Here is a 15,713-nt window from a genome sequence, read left to right as displayed (position 1 = left end):
AGTCATCATGACCAGAACAACCGCCGACACCACTCCCGCGACCGTCGCGTCCGCCGCCGCAGACGTGACGCGCGTCGCCGTGTCGACCGTCATCTTCGCGCTGCGGCGACTGGACGGCGGCGAGGCGGCACGGGTGGCGCTCCCCCTCGTGCGACGCACGCGCGACCCGCACGAGGGCCAGTGGGCTCTGCCGGGCGGATGGCTCGACATCGCCGAGAGCCTCGATGCCGCGGCATCCCGCACCCTCGCCGAGACGACCGGGCTGGCACCGAGCTATCTCGAGCAGCTGTACGCGTTCGGCGCGGTCGACCGCTCCCCCACGCGGGTCGTCTCGATCGTGTACTGGGCACTCATCCGCGCCGACGAGATCTCGGAGGATGCCGTCGAGCCCCTCTTCGCGACCGAGAACGTGCAGTGGTTCGATGCCGCCGCGCTCCCCCGACTGGCCTTCGACCACAACGAGATCGTCGACTACGCGCTGTGGCGCCTGCGCAACAAGGTGGGCTACAGCCGCATCGCGCACGGCCTGCTCGCCGACGAGTTCACCCTGGCCGACCTGCGCGAGGTGTATGAGGCCATCCTCGGCCGCCGCCTGGACCCCGCGAACTTCCGTCGGCAGGTCGAGAACTCGGGCACCCTCATCCCGACCGACCGCTTCCGCACCGGCAGCCACCGCCCCGCGCGGCTGTACCGCTACAACCAGGACGTCGAGCTCGCCGATCGCGGCCCGCTCGACGCCGTCCACTGACCCATCCCGAACGGAGCGCCCGACATGCCCGCCGTCAACATCACCCTCCAGCCCCGGCCCGAGCTCGACCCTTCTGTCGACCACGAGATCCAGGCGATCGTCTCGGGTGCGCTGCAGGGTGAGACCTGCAACACCGACCTCGCCGCCGGTCCGTGGGACTTCGACACGCGTCCGGGCTACGGTCCGGGCTCGTCGATGGGCGACGTCATCCCGACCGGATCGCCGCGCCAGGGCGAGCTGCCGCTCGAGTACCGCGAGGCGTCGGAGGCCGAGCTCGCCGCGCGCATCCGCGCGGCCAAGGCGACGCTCGGCGACCGCGTCGTGGTGCTCGGCCACTTCTATCAGCGCGAAGAGGTCGTCGTGCACGCCGATTACGTCGGCGACTCCTTCCAGCTCGCGAACGCGGCGCTCGAGCACCCCGACGCCGAGGCGATCGTGTTCTGCGGCGTGCACTTCATGGCCGAGACGGCCGACCTGCTGTCGCGCCCGGAGCAGGCCGTCATCCTCCCGAACCTCGCCGCCGGCTGCTCGATGGCCGACATGGCCGACATCGACCAGGTCGAAGAGGCGTGGGAGCAGCTCGCCGAGATCTACGGCGACATGGATGCGAAGGATGCCGAGGGTTTCGTGCCCGTCGTGCCGGTGACGTACATGAACTCCAGCGCCGCCATCAAGGGCTTCGTCGGCCGTCACGGCGGCATCGTCTGCACGTCCTCCAACGCGCGGACGGTGCTGGAGTGGGCGTTCGAGCGCGGTCGCCGCGTGCTGTTCTTCCCCGACCAGCACCTCGGCCGCAACACCGCGAAGGCGATGGGGGTGCCGCTCGAGCAGATGCCGATGTGGAACCCGCGCAAGCCCTACGGCGGCTCGGACGCACAGACGTTGGCCGATGCGCGCGTGATCCTGTGGCACGGCTTCTGCTCGGTCCACCGACGCTTCTCGGTCGACCAGATCGAGAAGGCGCGCGCCGAGCACCCGGGCGTGCGCGTCATCGTCCACCCGGAGTGCCCCATGGAGGTCGTCGACGCGGCGGACGAGGCGGGGTCGACTGACTACATCCGCAAGGCGATCGAGGCCGCGACCGAGCCGACGACGTTCGCCATCGGCACCGAGGTGAACCTCGTGCAGCGACTGGCTGCCGAGCACCCTCAGCACACGATCTTCTGCCTCGACCCGGTGGTGTGCCCGTGCTCGACGATGTACCGCATCCACCCCGGCTACCTGGCATGGGTGCTGGAGGGCCTGGTCGACGGCGACGTGCGCAACCGCATCACGGTGCCGCAGGACGTCGCGGAGCCCGCCCGCCTCGCCCTGGAGCGGATGCTGGCGGCCAAGCCGCCGGCCGCCCCCGCGGCGGATTGGGAGAACGCCTCATGACCGCATCCGACGCGCCGCGCGCGGTGGTCGTCGGCTCGGGCATCGCCGGACTGCTGACGGCGCTGCACGCGGTCGAGCACGGCTGCCGCGTGACGCTGGTCACCAAGGACGTGCTCGAGCACGCGAACACGCGCTTCGCCCAGGGCGGCATCGCGGGCGTGATGTTCGACGACGACCGGGCCGAGGACCACGTGCACGACACGCTGGTCGCCGGCGCCGGGATCGGCGATGAGGCCGCGGTGCGCGTGCTCGTCGATGAGGGGCCGGACCGGATCCGCGAGCTGATCGCCCTCGGCGTCGCGTTCGACCTCGATGCGAGCGGCGGGTTCGTGAAGGGGCTGGAGGCGGCGCACTCGTACCCGCGCATCCTCCATGCCGGCGGGGATGCGACGGGCACGGCGATCGAGAGGGCCCTCGTCGCCCGGCTCCGCGCGAGCGCGGTCACCGTCGTGGAGCACGCCTTCCTCGTCGACCTCGTCGTGACGCACGGCCGCGTCGCCGGCGTCGAGCTCCTCGTCGGCGAGTCCGACACGGTTCCCGGGCGCCGCGAGACGCTCGCCGCCGACGCCGTCATCCTCGCGACCGGCGGTGCCGGCGAGCTGTACGCGCACTCCACGAACCCCGAGGTGGCGACGGGCGACGGCATCGCCGCGGCGATCCGGGCGGGTGCCGCGGTGCGCGACCTGGAGTTCTACCAGTTCCATCCCACGGTGCTTGCGGCGGGCGACTCGTTCCTCGTGTCGGAGGCGGTGCGCGGGGAGGGCGCCACGCTTGTCGACGAGCACGGGCGCCGTTTCGCGTTCGACGCCCACCCCGACGGCGAGCTCGCGCCGCGCGACATCGTCGCCCGGGCCATCGCCCACCAGATGGAGGAGCAGGACGGCAGGCCGGTGTTCCTCGACGCCACGCATCTGCACTCGGCTGATGCCGGCGAGCGGGCCGCCTTCCTCTCGCGTCGCTTTCCGACCATCGACGCGGTGGTCCGTGAGCGCGGCCTCGACTGGGCGCGCGAGCCGATCCCGGTGAAGCCCGCAGCGCACTTCCTCATGGGCGGCGTCGCGACCGACCTGCACGGGCGCACGACGCTCCCCGGGCTCTACGCCGTCGGCGAGACGGCGCGCACCGGCGTGCACGGCGCGAATCGCCTCGCCTCGAACTCGCTCCTCGAGGGCGCCGTGTTCGGCGCCCGCGCGGGCGACGCGATCGCTGCGGACGCGGCATCCGGTGCCTGGCCCGTCCTGACCCTCGCGCCGGCGCCGCCCTCCGTCCCGCCGGCCGAGCCGACCGCTCCGGCGTCCGACGCCCCGCCGTTCTCGCGCTCCGCCCTGCAGCACCTCATGTGGGAGGACGCGGGACTCGTGCGCGACGAAGCGGGCCTCGGGCACGCGGCATCCCTCATCGCGTCGTGGCGGGCGCAGGCGCGCGCACCGCGCAGCGAGCACGACCACGAGGACGAGAACCTGCTACTCGTGGCAGAGCAGGCCGTCGCCGCCGCGCGCGCCCGCCGTTCGTCGGTCGGCGCCCACTTCCGTTCCGACGACGCCGCCGGCGCGGCCGCCGCGCCGCACCAGGAGGAGGCCGTCGCATGCTGACGCGAGCCGTGATCGACCGCACCGTCGCCGCCGCACTGGAGGAGGACGCTCCCTGGGGCGACCTCACGAGCGAGGCGCTGATCCCCGAGACCGCGGTGGCACGCGCGGACCTCGTCGCACGCGAGCGCGGCGTCTTCTCGGGCGGCGAGGTGTTCGAGGCCGCCTTCCGCCTCACCGATCCGCGCATCGACGTCGAGCTCGTGGTCGAGGACGGCGAGTGGTTCGAGCCCGGCGCGGTGCTCGCGGTCGTGACCGGTCCCGCGCGCGGCGTGCTCACGGCCGAGCGCATCGGGCTCAACTTCGTGCAGCGCATGTCGGGCATCGCGACCCTCACCGGAGCGTACGTGGCCGAGGTGGCGCACACCGGCGCGCGCATCGCCGACACCCGCAAGACGACGCCGGGGCTGCGCGCGTTCGAGCGCAAGGCCGTGCGCGACGGCGGCGGGCGCAACCACCGCCACTCGCTCTCGGATGCCGTCATGGCCAAGGACAACCACCTCGCCGTGCTCGCGCAGAAGGGCGTGTCGTCCACGGCGGCGCTCCTCGCGGCGAAGGACTTCCTGCCCCACACGACGCACATCGAGGTCGAGGTGGACCGGCTCGACCAGATCGAGCCTGTGCTCGCGGCCGGCATCGGCACGATCATGCTCGACAACTTCTCGCTCGACGACCTGCGCACCGGTGTCGCCCAGGTCGCCGGCCGGGCCACGGTGGAGGCCTCGGGCGGCGTGTCGCTGCAGACGGTCCGCGCCATCGCCGAGACCGGCGTCGACGTCATCTCGGTCGGCGCGCTCACGCACTCGGCGCGCGCCCTCGACCTCGGGCTCGACGTCCGGATCGACGCGGCCTGACGGCGAGTCCCCATGAGCATGCTCTACCTCGACAACGCGGCGACCACGCCGGTGCGCCCCGAGGTGCTCGAGGCGATGATGCCGTACCTCACGCGGTGGTACGGCAACCCTTCGAGCCACCACACGGTCGGCGAGGCCGCCGCCGATGCTCTCTCGGACGCACGAGCCCGCGTCGCGCGGATCCTCGGTCTGCGCGCCGGCGACGTCGTCTTCACGAGCGGCGGCACCGAGGCCAACAACCTCGCGATCAAGGGCATCGCGATCGCCGCGGCGCTGCGCCGCGACGACCGGCGGGCGCACGTCGTGACGACGCCGATCGAGCATGAGTCGGTGCTCGAATCGGTCGCCTACCTCGAGCGGGTCCACGGGTTCGAGGCGACCCGCGTCCCGGTCGACGCGCACGGACGCGTGTCGGTGGATGCCGTCGCCGCCGCCCTGCGCGACGACACCGCCCTCGTCGCGATCGGCTACGCGAACAACGAGATCGGGACGATCCAGGATGCCGCCGCACTGGCCGCAGCCGTGCACGGACGCGGGGTGCCGCTGCACCTCGACGCGGTCCAGGCCGCAGGCTGGCTGCCCCTCTCGGCGGCGGAGCTCGGCTACGACGCGATCTCGCTCGCCGGTCACAAGCTCGGAGCACCCAAGGGCACAGGAGTGCTCGGGGTGCGCGGGCGCATCCCCCTGGAGCCGCTGCTGCACGGCGGCGGACAGGAGCGCGGGCGCCGCAGCGGCACGGAGGACGTCGCGGGCGCCGTCGGGTTCGCGACCGCGCTGGAGCTCGCCGAACAGGAGCGGGCTGAGGCATCCGCGCGCGTCGAAGCCCTCCGCGACCGCTTCATCGCGCGCGTCCTCGAGCGCGTGCCGTCCGCGCGGCTCACCGGCGACCCGAAGCACCGGCTTGCCGGCACGGCCAGCTTCACGTTCGCGGGCACGAGCGGGGAGGCGGTGCTGCTGGAGCTGGAGCGCCGCGGCGTCGTGTCGTCGAGCGGTTCGGCGTGCGCCGCCGGAAGCGACGAGCCCTCGCACGTCCTCGTGGCGATGGGCGTTGCTCCCGAGGTGGCGCAGACGGCCGTGCGCTTCACCTTCCCTCGGTGGCTGAACGCACCGCTGGACGCCGTCGCCGATGCCGTCGAGGCCTCGGTCGCAGCCGTCGCCGGATGACGCCGGCGGACCGACCCGCTCGTCAGGCGCCCTAGGATCGGGGGCGTGCCCCGCAGGTTCGAAGACGTACACAGCCCCGTCGTGACCGTCATCGTCCCCGGCTACGACGTCGGCCCCTACGCCGCCGAGGCGCTCGAATCGCTCCGCGCGCAGACGCTCACCGACTGGGTGGCGATCCTCGTCGACGATGCGTCGAACGACGAGACGGGCGCGCTGTTCGACGCCGCCGCAGCGTCGGACGACAGGTTCCACGTCGTGCATCATCGCGAGCGCGGCGGACTCAGCGCGGCGCGCAACACCGGGCTCGATCTCGTGCGCACGCCGCTGCTCGGATTCCTCGATGCCGACGACCGCTTCACCCCGCACGCGCTCGAGCGCCTCGTCGGCACCGTCCTCGGCAGCGGCAGCGACGTCGCGCTGGGTGCCTACGTGCGCCTGCGGCCCGAGGCCGACGGCCGCTACGTCGCCGGTTCGGTGCAGCCGTGGGTCGCTGCCGCCACCGACCCGGCGCGCACGGGCACGACGCTCGACGCCCACCCCGAGGCCTCCGGCAACATCGTCGCGTGGTCGAAGGTCAGCCGCACGGAGCTGTGGCGCCGCACGGGCCTGCGCTTTCCTGTCGGCAAGGCGTATGAGGACCAGATCGTCGCCCAGCAGCTGTACACCCGCGCCCGCGCGTTCGACGTCATCCCCGACGTGGTGGTGGAATGGCGCGAGCGCGCCGACGGGTCGTCGATCACCCAGCACAAGGGCGAGCTGCCCGTCATGCGCGACTATCTGGAGGCGCTCGCGGGCGGGATCGCCGTGCTGGATGCCGCCGGCCAGACCCGCGCGGCGGCCGCGCGCGTGCGGCTCATCCTCACGATGGACCTGCCGCCCCTCGTCGACCTCGCGCGCGATCATGCCGATCCGGCGTACCGGCGCGAGCTCGGCGCCTTCGTCCGGACGCTGTGGGCGCGCGCCGACGGCGTGCAGCTGGCGGAGCCGGCGGCGACGGCGGTCACGGCCGCGCAGCTGTGGTGACGCGACGCCGCGCGTGAGAGATCAGTCCTCGGCCTCGAGCGCCTGCTCGGCCTCCAGGATGCGCGACGACGCCAGCTGCTGCGCCGCGAGCTCGGAGTAGAGCCCGCCGGCCGCGATCAGCTCGGCGTGGGTGCCCGACTCGACGATGCGCCCGCCCTCGACGACGTGGATGACGTCCGCTCCGATCACCGTCGACAGACGGTGCGCGACAGTGAGCGTCGTGCGGCCGCGGGAGGCGGCATCCAATGCCTCCTGCACCACCCGCTCCGACACCGTGTCGAGCGCCGACGTCGCCTCGTCGAGGAGCAGTACCGGCGGATCCTTCAGCAGCACGCGCGCGATCGCGATGCGCTGCTTCTCGCCGCCAGAGAGCCGGTAGCCGCGCTCGCCCACCACGGTGTCGTAGCCCTTCTCGAACCCCGAGATGACATGGTGGATGTTGGCGGCGCGGCACGCGGCCTCCAACTCGGCATCCGTCGCGTCGGGCTTGGCGTAACGCAGGTTCTCGCGGATCGTCGCGTGGAAGAGGTACGTCTCCTGCGACACGATGCCGACGCTGTCGATGATCGACTCCTGCCGCAGGTGCCGCACCTCCTCGCCCGCGAACAGCACGGATCCCGCGGACGCCTCGTACAGGCGCGGCGTGAGGTACAGCACGGTCGTCTTGCCGGCGCCGGACGGCCCGACGAACGCCACGTGCTGGCCCGGCTCGGCGACGAACGACACCCCTCGCAGCGTCGGGTGGGCGTCGGGTGCGGCATCCGGATACCGGAAGACGACGTCGCGGAACTCGATGCGGCCGAGCGGCCCGGGCGCCGCGGCGACGTCCAGGGCGTCGGGGGCGTCCTGGATCGACGGCACCAGGTCGAGGTACTCGAAGATGCGCGCGAACAGGGCCGACGACGTCTGCAGGTCGAGCGAGACGCGCATGAGACCCATGAGAGGCATGAGCAGTCGAGCCTGCACCGTCGTGAAGGCGACGATCGTTCCCGCCGTGATCGCGTCGGCGCCGTCGGAGATGAAGTACCCCGACACGAGGTAGATCACGGCGGGCACGCTGGCCATCAGCACCTGCACGACCGCGAAGAAGCCCTGGCCGCTCATGGCGCGCCGCACCTGCAGCCGCACCTGGTTGGTGTTCTCGTCCGCGTAGCGCGCCGACTCGGTGCGCTGCCGGTTGAACGATTTCGACAGGAGGATGCCCGAGACGCTCAGGGTCTCCTGCGTGATCGAGGTCAGCTCCGACAGCGACTCCTGCGTCTCACCGGCGATGCGTGCGCGCACCTGCCCCACCCGGCGCTGCACGATCACGAGGAACGGCATCAGCACGACGGCGATGAGGGTGAGGCGCCAGTCGATGATGATCATCGCGACGAGCGAGGCCACGACGGTGACGGCGTTGCCGAGGATGCTCGTGACGGTGTTCGTCAGCACGCCCGACACGCCGCCGACGTCGTTCTGCAGCCGCGACTGGATGACGCCCGTCTTCGTGCGCGTGAAGAACGCGAGCTCCATCGACTGCAGGTGGTCGAACAGCTTCGTGCGGAGGTCTCCGGTCACGCGGTTGCCCACGGTCGAGGTGAGCCACGTCTGCAGCACGCCGACGGCCGCGCCGAGCAGGAACAGCGCGATCATCGCGAGCACGAGACGCCACAGCAGCGCGAGGTCCGGCGCCGATCCGTCGACCGGGAACAGCGCGTCGTCGAAGACGCGCTGCACCAGCAGCGGCGGGATGACCGCGATGCCGGCGCCGCCCACGACGAGGACGCCCGTGAGCACGATCGACCACAGGTACGGGCGGAACAGGGCGACCACGCGCGCACCGAGGTCGGGGATGCGCGGGGCCGAGGCGTTCGCGCGCCGCTGCGCCTCGGTGTCCACCGGACGGAAGCCGGGGTGTCCTCCCCCGCCACCACCGCCGCGCATGCTCACTCCGCCAGCCTAGTGAGCGTCTCGACATCGGCGGCCGCGACGCTAGGCTCGCGGTATGACCTCGACTCCCGATGCCCCTGAACACGACGGCAGCGACCTCGCGGAGCTCCGCGCAGAGATCGATGAGCTCAAGGCGATCCCGCACGAGGAGCTCGTGAACCCGCTGCCCCACACCCTCGAAGAGCGTGAGCCCACCCCCGAGCCGACCGACGCCATCGGCTCCGAGGACTGGAACGCGCCTGGCGAGGAGCCCACCCACAGCTGACCCGCCGCGGTCGCCGAATTCGCTCCCGGATCCGGGAATGCGATGTCGGACCCCGCGGTTACCTTGGAGGCTTGCCATCCTCGGATGGCACATTGCTGTCCATCCGAGCCGCGAGGAGACGACCCATGGCCGCCATCGAGACGACACCCGGAACGGGCAGCATCCCCGCTGCCTCCGCACCCGGCGCCGCGCCCGCGCTGCGCCCAGAAGAGAGCCGCGTCGTGTGGCTGCTGCTTGCAGCGGCCTTCGTCGCCATCCTCAACGAGACCACGATGGGTGTGGCGATCCCGCACCTCATCACGGACCTCGGCATCACCGCGTTGGCCGCGCAGTGGCTCACGACCGCGTTCATGCTGACGATGGCGGTCGTCATCCCGATCACGGGCTTCCTGCTGCGCCGGTTCACGACGCGCACGATGTTCGTCGCGGCCATGGGCCTGTTCTCGGTGGGGACGCTGATCGCCTTCCTGTCCCCCGGGTTCACGATGCTGCTCGTGGCACGCGTCGTGCAGGCATCCGGCACCGCGATCATGATGCCGCTGCTCATGACGACGCTCATGACCGTCGTCCCGCCCGCGATCCGCGGACGCATGATGGGCCGAGTCAGCATCGTGATGTCGCTCGCGCCCGCGATCGGCCCGACGCTGGCGGGCGCCCTGCTGAACAACTTCGAGTGGCGGTGGATCTTCGGCGTCGTGCTGCCGATCGCCGTCGTCGCGCTCGTGGTGGGCGCACGCTGGATCCACAATCTCGGCGAGACCACGCACGCGCCGATCGACGTCGTGTCGGTCATCCTGTCGGCCCTCGGGTTCGGCGGTCTCGTGTTCGGACTCAGCCAGCTGGGTGCGGGCGGACACGGCGGCGGGGCGGATGCCGCAGCCGCGAGCGCCGCGTCCACGGCGACCCTCGTCGTGGCCCTCGTCGTCGGTGTCGTCGCACTCGGTCTGTTCGGCTGGCGTCAGGTGGTGCTGCAGCGCAAGGACGACGCGCTCCTCGACCTTCGCGTGTTCGGAAGCGCGAACTTCTCGCTCTCGATCGCGCAGATGGCCATCATGTCCATGGCGTTCTTCGGCGCGATCACCGTCGTGCCGCTGTACGCGCAGGACGTCCTGGGCGTCGACCCGCTGACGACGGGCCTCGTCGTGCTGCCCGGTGCGCTGGCGATGGGTCTGGCCGGTCCGGTCATCGGGCGCGTGTACGACCGCTGGGGCACGCGCATCCTGCTCGTCCCGGGTGCCGTGATCACGAGCGGAATGCTCTGGTACTACACCACCTTCACGCAGTCGACCCCGGTCTGGCTGCTGGCGGTGGCGCAGACCGTGCTGTCCTTCGGCCTGGCTCTGTCGTTCACGCCATTGTTCACGGCCTCGCTCGCTTCGCTGCAGCCGAAGTTCTACTCGTACGGCTCGGCCGTGCTCGGCACCGTCCAGCAGGTCGCCGGAGCGGCCGGCATCGCGCTCATGTTCGGTGTGATGGCGGCGGCGACGTCCGGCGCGACCGAGTCCGGCGCCGACGCGCTTGCCGCCGGCGCCGCGGGCACGCACGCGGCGTTCCTCACCGCGGCAGTCCTGTCGCTCCCGCTGCTGGTCGGCGCGTTCCTCATCCGCAAGCCGGCCGACCAGCCCGAGGGCATGGTCGCCGGGCACTGATCAGGCTCCCCGCGTATCTCACGGATGCCCCGCTCCCTCGACAGGGGGCGGGGCATCCGTGATTCTGGATGCACCCGAGACACACCCTGCTGGGAGGCACCCATGATCGTCACCACCCCCGAGATCGGAACCGCCACCGGTCACGTCGCCGACATGTACGAAGGCGACCTGCGCGAGGACGGCATCGTCTATGCGCACACGCGCGCCATGGCGTTGAACCCCGAGGCCCACCAGGCATTCGAAGCGCTCATCAGGGCGATCGTCCCGTCGATCGGCCTGCGCACGTACGAGCTCGCCACTCTGGGTGCGGCGCGGGCGATCGGCTCGCAGCACTGCCTGCTCGCGCACGGGCGTAAGAGCCTGCGCGCGGGCCTGTTCGACGAGGACCAGCTGGCCGCCCTGGTCCGCGACGAACCTGGCGGCGGGCTGGACGAGGCGGACCTCGCGGTGTTCGAGTTCGCAGAGAGGCTGTCGACGGATGCCGCCGGCATGACGGACGCCGACAGCCAGCGCCTGCGCGACGTCGGCTTCTCGGATCGACAGATCGTCGATGTGACCCTCGCAGCCGCCGCCCGCAACTTCTTCAGCCGCGCCCTCCAGGCGCTGGCGGTGCCGGTCGACGAGGTTCCCGGGCTCAGTCCGGCACTGTCGTCGGCGTTGCGCGAAGCGACGCCGCACAGCGCGACGGCGCGTGACGTCAGTGGTGGATGAAGGCCTTCAATGCGATTAGCACCAGACCGAACCCCGCGGTGATCAGGGCGCTCAGCAGCCGAGGCCAGAAGCGCGGAGTCCAGCGGGCGACGGCGATCCAGCCGAGCACGCCCAGCAGCACGGCGTTGACGATGAGGGCGACCCAGATGGCGGTCATGTCGTCGATGAGGTCGGTGGTGCCCAGCAGCAGGATCACGATCGGGGCGACCGAGGCCATGATCATGCCGAGGGAATGACGCGCGGCTTCGCGGATGCTCGTGCTGAGGCGCGCACCGCCGTCGGTGGCGGCGAGGCGCCCGAGGGTGCCCGCGTAGACGTGCGCCAGGTAGAAGACGAAGACCGTGACGGCGACGGTCACGAGCGCATTGGCCGACGTGCCCACCAGGGTGCCGCTCACGACGATCATGCCCGAGACGAGGATGAGGCCGTACACGGCCTCTTCCGACATCAGGATGCGCGCGACGCGCGGAGAGATGTGCAGCTGCTCGTCGGTCATCGCGACCCCGACCGGCGATCCACCGCGAGCCCGTCAGCCGATGCTGCAGCTGCCGCCGCCGCAGCACGAGTCGCCGGCGTCGACGACCGTGAGGAGGTTCTTGTCGTCCGGCACGGGCGCGAGGGTGATGGTGGCCGGCTGCTGCGGGGTGCTCATGCGTCCCATGCTACCCGTGGGCGGCGTCGCGCGGCCGATCACAGCAGTTCTCCCCCGGTCTGGCATGTGGGGCAGTACTGGGCGGTCGTGCTGGCGAACGCGAGATCCCGGATCGTGTCGCCACACACCGGGCAGGTCTCGCCCGCGCGCCCGTGCACCCGCATCGACGCCACCTTGTCGGCTTTCAGGCGATCGATCGGGATGCCGCGCCGGGCGTCGATGGCGCCCCGGATGGTCGCCACGGTCGCGTCGAACAGCCGTTGCGCGCCCGCATCGTCGAGCGCCGCGGCGTGGACCACCGGCGACACGCGCGCCAGATGCAGGATCTCGTCCGAGTACGCGTTGCCGATGCCCGCGAGCGACTCCTGCTCCTGCAGGATGGCCTTCACCTGCTTGCGGCGACGGCCGAGCGCACTGTCGAAGTCGGCGCGGGTGAATGCGGCGTCGGCGGGGTCGGGACCGAGCTTGGCGATCGCGGGAACCTCGTTCGCGTCGCCGACCACATGGAGTCCGAGCGACACCCACGTGCCGGCATCCGTCGCCTGAAGGGTCGCGCCGCCGTCGAGGTCGATCGCGGCCAGCGCGGGCGGCAGCTCGGCGTCGGGTTCGGGTGCGCCCGCTTCGAGCCACCGCATCCAGCCGTGGCGACCGAGCGACACGACCAGGCTGCCGGCGTCGAGCACCAGCTCCACATGCTTGCCGTGCCGAGCGGCGCCGGTGATGGTGCGGCCGACGAGGCCTGCGGGCGGCGCCGACCGGGTCTTGACCGCGCGGAACTCCAGGACGTCGACCCCGCGGATCTCGCGGCCCGACGCCTCGTGCGCGAGGAACTGCGCGAGGGCCTCGACTTCCGGTGACTCAGGCATGCGCCCATCCTGCCACCGGGCGCCGACACGCCGTCACGCGTGCGCGGGCGGCCGGTGCGGGATCGGCGACGGTTTGAATGGGCCGAAGCTCATGGACTGCGCCATGAGCTCCAGCGCCGCGCCGAAGAGCGACTCGAGCGTCACGAAGCGGGCGGAGCCGATGCCGACCGACACCCACACCGCCTCGTAGACGCCGTCGTCCAGCAGCTCGACGTACGCGACGACGCTTGCCGCGTCGCTTCCCGCCACGTTGCGGTCGCAGAGTCGCCAGCACCGGTCTGCCAGCGGCGTGAGCTCGAGCTGGTGGATGTCGTCTGTGTGCATGACCTGAGGGTCGCCCCTCGCACGACCCGCAGGGAGGGGCTTGACTACGAGGCCCGGCCGTGCAGGCGCGCGTCGCCCCGTCGGGGGCGGTCAGCCTCCGGCCAGCGACCCGTCGGCCCACAGCAGGCGGTCGTTCGGCTGGAAGCCATGACGCGCGTACATCCGGATGGAGCCCGGCGACGTATGGACGGTGACGTGCTCCGCGCCCCGCTCGCGTGCGGTGGCGAGAACGGCCTCGACGAGCCGGCCCCCGATCCCGGTGTCGCGTCGCTCGGGCAGCACGTAGCACGACTGCAGATCTCCCGACCAGCGGTCGAGGCTGTGGGTGCTCGCCACACGCGGTGTGAGCGCCAGCCATGCCATGCCCACGACCGTCCCGTCCGGGTCGATCGCGACATGCGGGACATGGGTCTCGCGGTGTGCCCGCGCCCAGGCTGCCGCGCCTCGCACGAACGCCTCCTCGTCGGTCTCGGCCTGGGCGCCCCGCTCGGTCGTCCACAGCCACCGCAGTCGCACGACCTCTTCGAGCTCGTCATCGCGCGCGATCCTGATCTCCACGTCCGCCATGCGCCTCCTCACGGGTCGCCCTGATCGAAGGATGCCGCACCGGGCGCCGCCGCCGCCACTCGGTCGCGACGATCAGAGGCCGATGGACTCATCATGCTCGCGCCTCAGGTACTTCGGCGCCTGCACGCGCCACGCCTCCGTCACGAGTTCGGCGAAGTGGCCGGGGTCGATGCCGGCCATGCGGAACGCGATCTTCGGCTCACCCCAGCGGGTCGTCGGGGGCAGGAAGACACCGGGCTCCATCTGCCGGAGCGCGAGCGCATCGTCGGGATCCGCGATCTTCACGCCGACGACGAGCTCCGACGCCACGATGGCGCGCACGTCCTCGGGGATGCTCGGCCACGGATGGCACTCCCACGCATACAGCTTGCTGCGCACGAACCACGCCGCGCCACCGGTCGTCTGCCGCTCCTCGCTGCCCGGAAGCCCCTGCGCGATGCGGCGCAGATCATCGAGCGTGGCAGCCATACCGCGAGACTACGCGCGACCGCCGACACGCGGCCGCCCTACTGCCGGACGCGCCAGCCATTGACCCGCCCTCCGCCCCCTGCTCTGATGGGCGCATGGAGACGATCGTCGACGTCGACTACGTCGTCGTCGGGGCTGGGGCCATGGGGATGGCATTCGTCGACGCCCTCGTCGACGCGTCCTCGGACGTGTCGGTCGCGCTCGTCGATCGCCGGGTCGGATCCGGGGGACACTGGCTGGACGCCTACGGCTTCGTGCGCCTGCATCAGGCGTCGGCCTTCTACGGCGTGGCTTCGACCCTGCTCGGCGGCGGCCGCGTGCAGACGACCGGCCCCGAGCGCGGACTGCACGAGCGCGCCGGCGTCGCCGAGGTGTGCGCGTACTACGCCCGCGTGCTCGAGCGACTCGTCGCCACCGGCCGTGTGGTGTTCCACGGGCGGAGCGACTACATGGGCGATGGACGCTTCCGGTCCATCGTCAGCGGCGCGCGCTTCCACGCCCCGCGTGCGCGCATCGTCGACGCGAGGTACCTCTCGCCGGACATCCCCTCGCGGACACCGCCTCCGTTCGCCGTCGAAAGCGGCGCCCTGGTGGTCCCGGTCAACGACCTCGCCACGTGCGCAACGACGCCGTCGAGGTACGTCGTCGTCGGTGCGGGCAAGACGGCGATCGACACCTGCGTGTGGCTGCTGTGCAGCGGCGTGGGACCCGACGCGATCACGTGGGTCCGGCCGCGGGACCCGTGGCTGCTCAATCGCGCCGTCGTCCAGCCCGACCCCGCGATCTTCCTGGGGATGGGCGCCGACACGATGGCCGCAGCGGCCGCGGCCGACGATCCGGACGACCTCTTCCTCCGGCTGGAGGATGCCGGCATCATGCTCCGCATCGACTCCCGCGTGACCCCCACGATGGCCAAGACGCCGACGCTCGCCCGATGGGAGCTCGAGCTGGCGCGGACGATCGACGACGTCGTCCGGCGAGGACACCTTCGGTCCGTCGCGCCGGGACGCCTCCGATTCGACGGAGGCGATGTGCGCATCCCCGCCGACGCGCTCGTCGTTCACTGCGCCGCCGAGGGCCTGAAGTACCCGGACTGCGGCCGATCTGGACGCCCGAGGCCATCACCCCGCAGCCGGTGCGGGTCGGGTTCCCCTGCTTCGGAGCCGCGCTCGTCGGTCACGTCGAGGCGACGCGCGACGACGACGCCGAGAAGAACCGCGTCTGCCGCCCCTCCCCCTACGCGAACACGACGGCGGACTGGGCGCGCATGCAGGTGATCGGCGGGGATGCGTCGCTGGCGATGGCGAAGGAGACCGACCTTCGCACGTGGTCGAACTCGACGACCCTCAACCCCGCGCGCATCCCCGCGGACCGCGCCGACGACCCGGACGTCATCGCGGCCGCGTCGCGCGCGCGGGAGCACGTCGGCGCGGGCCGCGCGCGACTGGCCGGATTCGCCGCACGGTGAACGCGGAGGCGGCACCCGGCTGAACCGGCGCCGATGCGAGCGGCCCGCACGGCGCG

At 71.9% G+C, this 15,713-nt stretch carries 18 protein-coding genes; 11 read left to right on the top strand and 7 right to left on the bottom strand.

Going from position 1 to position 15,713, the window contains the following annotated elements:
* Nucleotides 1-7: 7 nt before the first annotated feature.
* From JNB62_RS07615 to JNB62_RS07590, 6 genes are read left to right on the top strand one after another with little or no spacing between them, the layout of a single operon-like run.
* Nucleotides 8-748: an NUDIX hydrolase gene (locus tag JNB62_RS07615; protein ID WP_223230994.1), complete on the top strand. Its 741-nt coding sequence runs from the start codon at nt 8-10 to the stop codon at nt 746-748.
* Nucleotides 749-772: 24 nt separating this feature from the next.
* Nucleotides 773-2,125, top strand: a complete 1,353-nt coding sequence (gene nadA, locus JNB62_RS07610) for a quinolinate synthase NadA (protein ID WP_220300251.1) — start codon at nt 773-775, stop codon at nt 2,123-2,125.
* Nucleotides 2,122-3,717 carry an L-aspartate oxidase gene (gene nadB / locus JNB62_RS07605; RefSeq protein ID WP_220300250.1) on the top strand — a complete coding sequence of 532 codons (1,596 nt, stop codon included), beginning with the start codon at nt 2,122-2,124 and terminating at the stop codon, nt 3,715-3,717. The genes nadA and nadB overlap by 4 nt, the downstream gene beginning before the upstream one ends.
* Nucleotides 3,711-4,568 (top strand): carboxylating nicotinate-nucleotide diphosphorylase, encoded by an 858-nt coding sequence (gene nadC / locus JNB62_RS07600; protein WP_220300249.1) that lies wholly within the window; start codon nt 3,711-3,713, stop codon nt 4,566-4,568. Before nadB ends, nadC begins: the two co-directional genes overlap by 7 nt.
* Nucleotides 4,569-4,586: 18 nt before the next feature.
* A complete protein-coding gene (locus JNB62_RS07595) occupies nt 4,587-5,732 on the top strand; it encodes a cysteine desulfurase family protein (protein ID WP_220300304.1) in 1,146 nt (381 codons plus the stop codon).
* Nucleotides 5,733-5,777: 45 nt separating this feature from the next.
* Nucleotides 5,778-6,755, top strand: coding sequence for a glycosyltransferase family 2 protein (locus tag JNB62_RS07590; RefSeq protein ID WP_220300248.1), 978 nt, complete (start codon nt 5,778-5,780; stop codon nt 6,753-6,755).
* A 21-nt stretch (nt 6,756-6,776) separates the two neighbouring features.
* On the opposite strand, the gene JNB62_RS07585 is transcribed toward JNB62_RS07590, so the two are convergent.
* Complete coding sequence (locus JNB62_RS07585) at nt 6,777-8,681, bottom strand: ABC transporter ATP-binding protein (RefSeq protein WP_220300303.1); 1,905 nt, start codon at nt 8,679-8,681, stop codon at nt 6,777-6,779.
* Nucleotides 8,682-8,742: 61 nt separating this feature from the next.
* On the opposite strand from JNB62_RS07585, the gene JNB62_RS07580 reads away from it, so the two are divergent.
* The 3 genes from JNB62_RS07580 to JNB62_RS07570 all read left to right on the top strand — a co-directional run bounded on the left by JNB62_RS07580 (nt 8,743) and on the right by JNB62_RS07570 (nt 11,312).
* A complete protein-coding gene (locus JNB62_RS07580) occupies nt 8,743-8,952 on the top strand; it encodes a hypothetical protein (RefSeq protein ID WP_220300247.1) in 210 nt (69 codons plus the stop codon).
* A gap of 125 nt (nt 8,953-9,077) precedes the next feature.
* Nucleotides 9,078-10,601 (top strand): MDR family MFS transporter, encoded by a 1,524-nt coding sequence (locus JNB62_RS07575; RefSeq protein ID WP_220300246.1) that lies wholly within the window; start codon nt 9,078-9,080, stop codon nt 10,599-10,601.
* A 102-nt stretch (nt 10,602-10,703) separates the two neighbouring features.
* The gene (locus JNB62_RS07570; protein WP_220300245.1) at nt 10,704-11,312 is read left to right on the top strand and encodes a carboxymuconolactone decarboxylase family protein; all 609 of its coding nucleotides are present in this window, start codon (nt 10,704-10,706) and stop codon (nt 11,310-11,312) included.
* Here JNB62_RS07570 and JNB62_RS07565 read toward each other — a convergent pair.
* The 6 genes from JNB62_RS07565 to JNB62_RS07545 all read right to left on the bottom strand — a co-directional run bounded on the left by JNB62_RS07565 (nt 11,299) and on the right by JNB62_RS07545 (nt 14,189).
* Nucleotides 11,299-11,808: a hypothetical protein gene (locus tag JNB62_RS07565; protein WP_220300244.1), complete on the bottom strand. Its 510-nt coding sequence runs from the start codon at nt 11,806-11,808 to the stop codon at nt 11,299-11,301. The genes JNB62_RS07570 and JNB62_RS07565 overlap by 14 nt on opposite strands.
* 33 nt (nt 11,809-11,841) lie before the next feature.
* Nucleotides 11,842-11,964: a hypothetical protein gene (locus JNB62_RS19400; RefSeq protein WP_018172270.1), complete on the bottom strand. Its 123-nt coding sequence runs from the start codon at nt 11,962-11,964 to the stop codon at nt 11,842-11,844.
* Nucleotides 11,965-12,002: 38 nt separating this feature from the next.
* On the bottom strand, nt 12,003-12,830 hold the full coding sequence (locus JNB62_RS07560) for a DNA-formamidopyrimidine glycosylase family protein (protein WP_220300243.1): 828 nt from the start codon (nt 12,828-12,830) through the stop codon (nt 12,003-12,005).
* 33 nt (nt 12,831-12,863) lie between these two features.
* The gene (locus JNB62_RS07555) at nt 12,864-13,154 is read right to left on the bottom strand and encodes a hypothetical protein (RefSeq protein WP_220300242.1); all 291 of its coding nucleotides are present in this window, start codon (nt 13,152-13,154) and stop codon (nt 12,864-12,866) included.
* Between the two features lie 90 nt (nt 13,155-13,244).
* Nucleotides 13,245-13,721 (bottom strand): GNAT family N-acetyltransferase, encoded by a 477-nt coding sequence (locus tag JNB62_RS07550; RefSeq protein ID WP_220300241.1) that lies wholly within the window; start codon nt 13,719-13,721, stop codon nt 13,245-13,247.
* 72 nt (nt 13,722-13,793) lie between these two features.
* Nucleotides 13,794-14,189, bottom strand: coding sequence for an MmcQ/YjbR family DNA-binding protein (locus JNB62_RS07545; RefSeq protein ID WP_220300240.1), 396 nt, complete (start codon nt 14,187-14,189; stop codon nt 13,794-13,796).
* A 95-nt stretch (nt 14,190-14,284) separates the two neighbouring features.
* Between JNB62_RS07545 and JNB62_RS07540 the strand changes: the two genes are divergently transcribed.
* Nucleotides 14,285-15,466 (top strand): pyridine nucleotide-disulfide oxidoreductase, encoded by a 1,182-nt coding sequence (locus JNB62_RS07540; RefSeq protein WP_223230993.1) that lies wholly within the window; start codon nt 14,285-14,287, stop codon nt 15,464-15,466.
* Nucleotides 15,457-15,657 carry a hypothetical protein gene (locus tag JNB62_RS19170; protein WP_223230992.1) on the top strand — a complete coding sequence of 67 codons (201 nt, stop codon included), beginning with the start codon at nt 15,457-15,459 and terminating at the stop codon, nt 15,655-15,657. The genes JNB62_RS07540 and JNB62_RS19170 overlap by 10 nt, the downstream gene beginning before the upstream one ends.
* Nucleotides 15,658-15,713 lie beyond the last annotated feature (56 nt).

Origin of the sequence: Microbacterium jejuense, assembly GCF_019511665.1 — a bacterium.
GTDB lineage: Bacteria > Actinomycetota > Actinomycetes > Actinomycetales > Microbacteriaceae > Microbacterium > Microbacterium jejuense_A.
The sequence above is the reverse complement of the archived record's forward strand: the minus strand, read 5'-3'. Positions and strand labels throughout refer to the sequence as shown.

Coding starts and splice junctions, on each gene's coding strand:
- JNB62_RS07585 (WP_220300303.1), bottom strand. CDS start 8,681: ATGCGCGGCGGTGGTGGCGGGGGAGGACACCCCGGCTTCCGTCCGGTG.
- JNB62_RS07545 (WP_220300240.1), bottom strand. CDS start 14,189: ATGGCTGCCACGCTCGATGATCTGCGCCGCATCGCGCAGGGGCTTCCG.
- JNB62_RS07540 (WP_223230993.1), top strand. CDS start 14,285: ATGGAGACGATCGTCGACGTCGACTACGTCGTCGTCGGGGCTGGGGCC.
- JNB62_RS19400 (WP_018172270.1), bottom strand. CDS start 11,964: ATGAGCACCCCGCAGCAGCCGGCCACCATCACCCTCGCGCCCGTGCCG.
- JNB62_RS07560 (WP_220300243.1), bottom strand. CDS start 12,830: ATGCCTGAGTCACCGGAAGTCGAGGCCCTCGCGCAGTTCCTCGCGCAC.
- JNB62_RS07595 (WP_220300304.1), top strand. CDS start 4,587: ATGCTCTACCTCGACAACGCGGCGACCACGCCGGTGCGCCCCGAGGTG.
- JNB62_RS07615 (WP_223230994.1), top strand. CDS start 8: ATGACCAGAACAACCGCCGACACCACTCCCGCGACCGTCGCGTCCGCC.
- JNB62_RS07565 (WP_220300244.1), bottom strand. CDS start 11,808: ATGACCGACGAGCAGCTGCACATCTCTCCGCGCGTCGCGCGCATCCTG.
- nadA (WP_220300251.1), top strand. CDS start 773: ATGCCCGCCGTCAACATCACCCTCCAGCCCCGGCCCGAGCTCGACCCT.
- JNB62_RS07580 (WP_220300247.1), top strand. CDS start 8,743: ATGACCTCGACTCCCGATGCCCCTGAACACGACGGCAGCGACCTCGCG.
- JNB62_RS07575 (WP_220300246.1), top strand. CDS start 9,078: ATGGCCGCCATCGAGACGACACCCGGAACGGGCAGCATCCCCGCTGCC.
- nadB (WP_220300250.1), top strand. CDS start 2,122: ATGACCGCATCCGACGCGCCGCGCGCGGTGGTCGTCGGCTCGGGCATC.
- nadC (WP_220300249.1), top strand. CDS start 3,711: ATGCTGACGCGAGCCGTGATCGACCGCACCGTCGCCGCCGCACTGGAG.
- JNB62_RS07570 (WP_220300245.1), top strand. CDS start 10,704: ATGATCGTCACCACCCCCGAGATCGGAACCGCCACCGGTCACGTCGCC.
- JNB62_RS19170 (WP_223230992.1), top strand. CDS start 15,457: ATGCAGGTGATCGGCGGGGATGCGTCGCTGGCGATGGCGAAGGAGACC.
- JNB62_RS07555 (WP_220300242.1), bottom strand. CDS start 13,154: ATGCACACAGACGACATCCACCAGCTCGAGCTCACGCCGCTGGCAGAC.
- JNB62_RS07550 (WP_220300241.1), bottom strand. CDS start 13,721: ATGGCGGACGTGGAGATCAGGATCGCGCGCGATGACGAGCTCGAAGAG.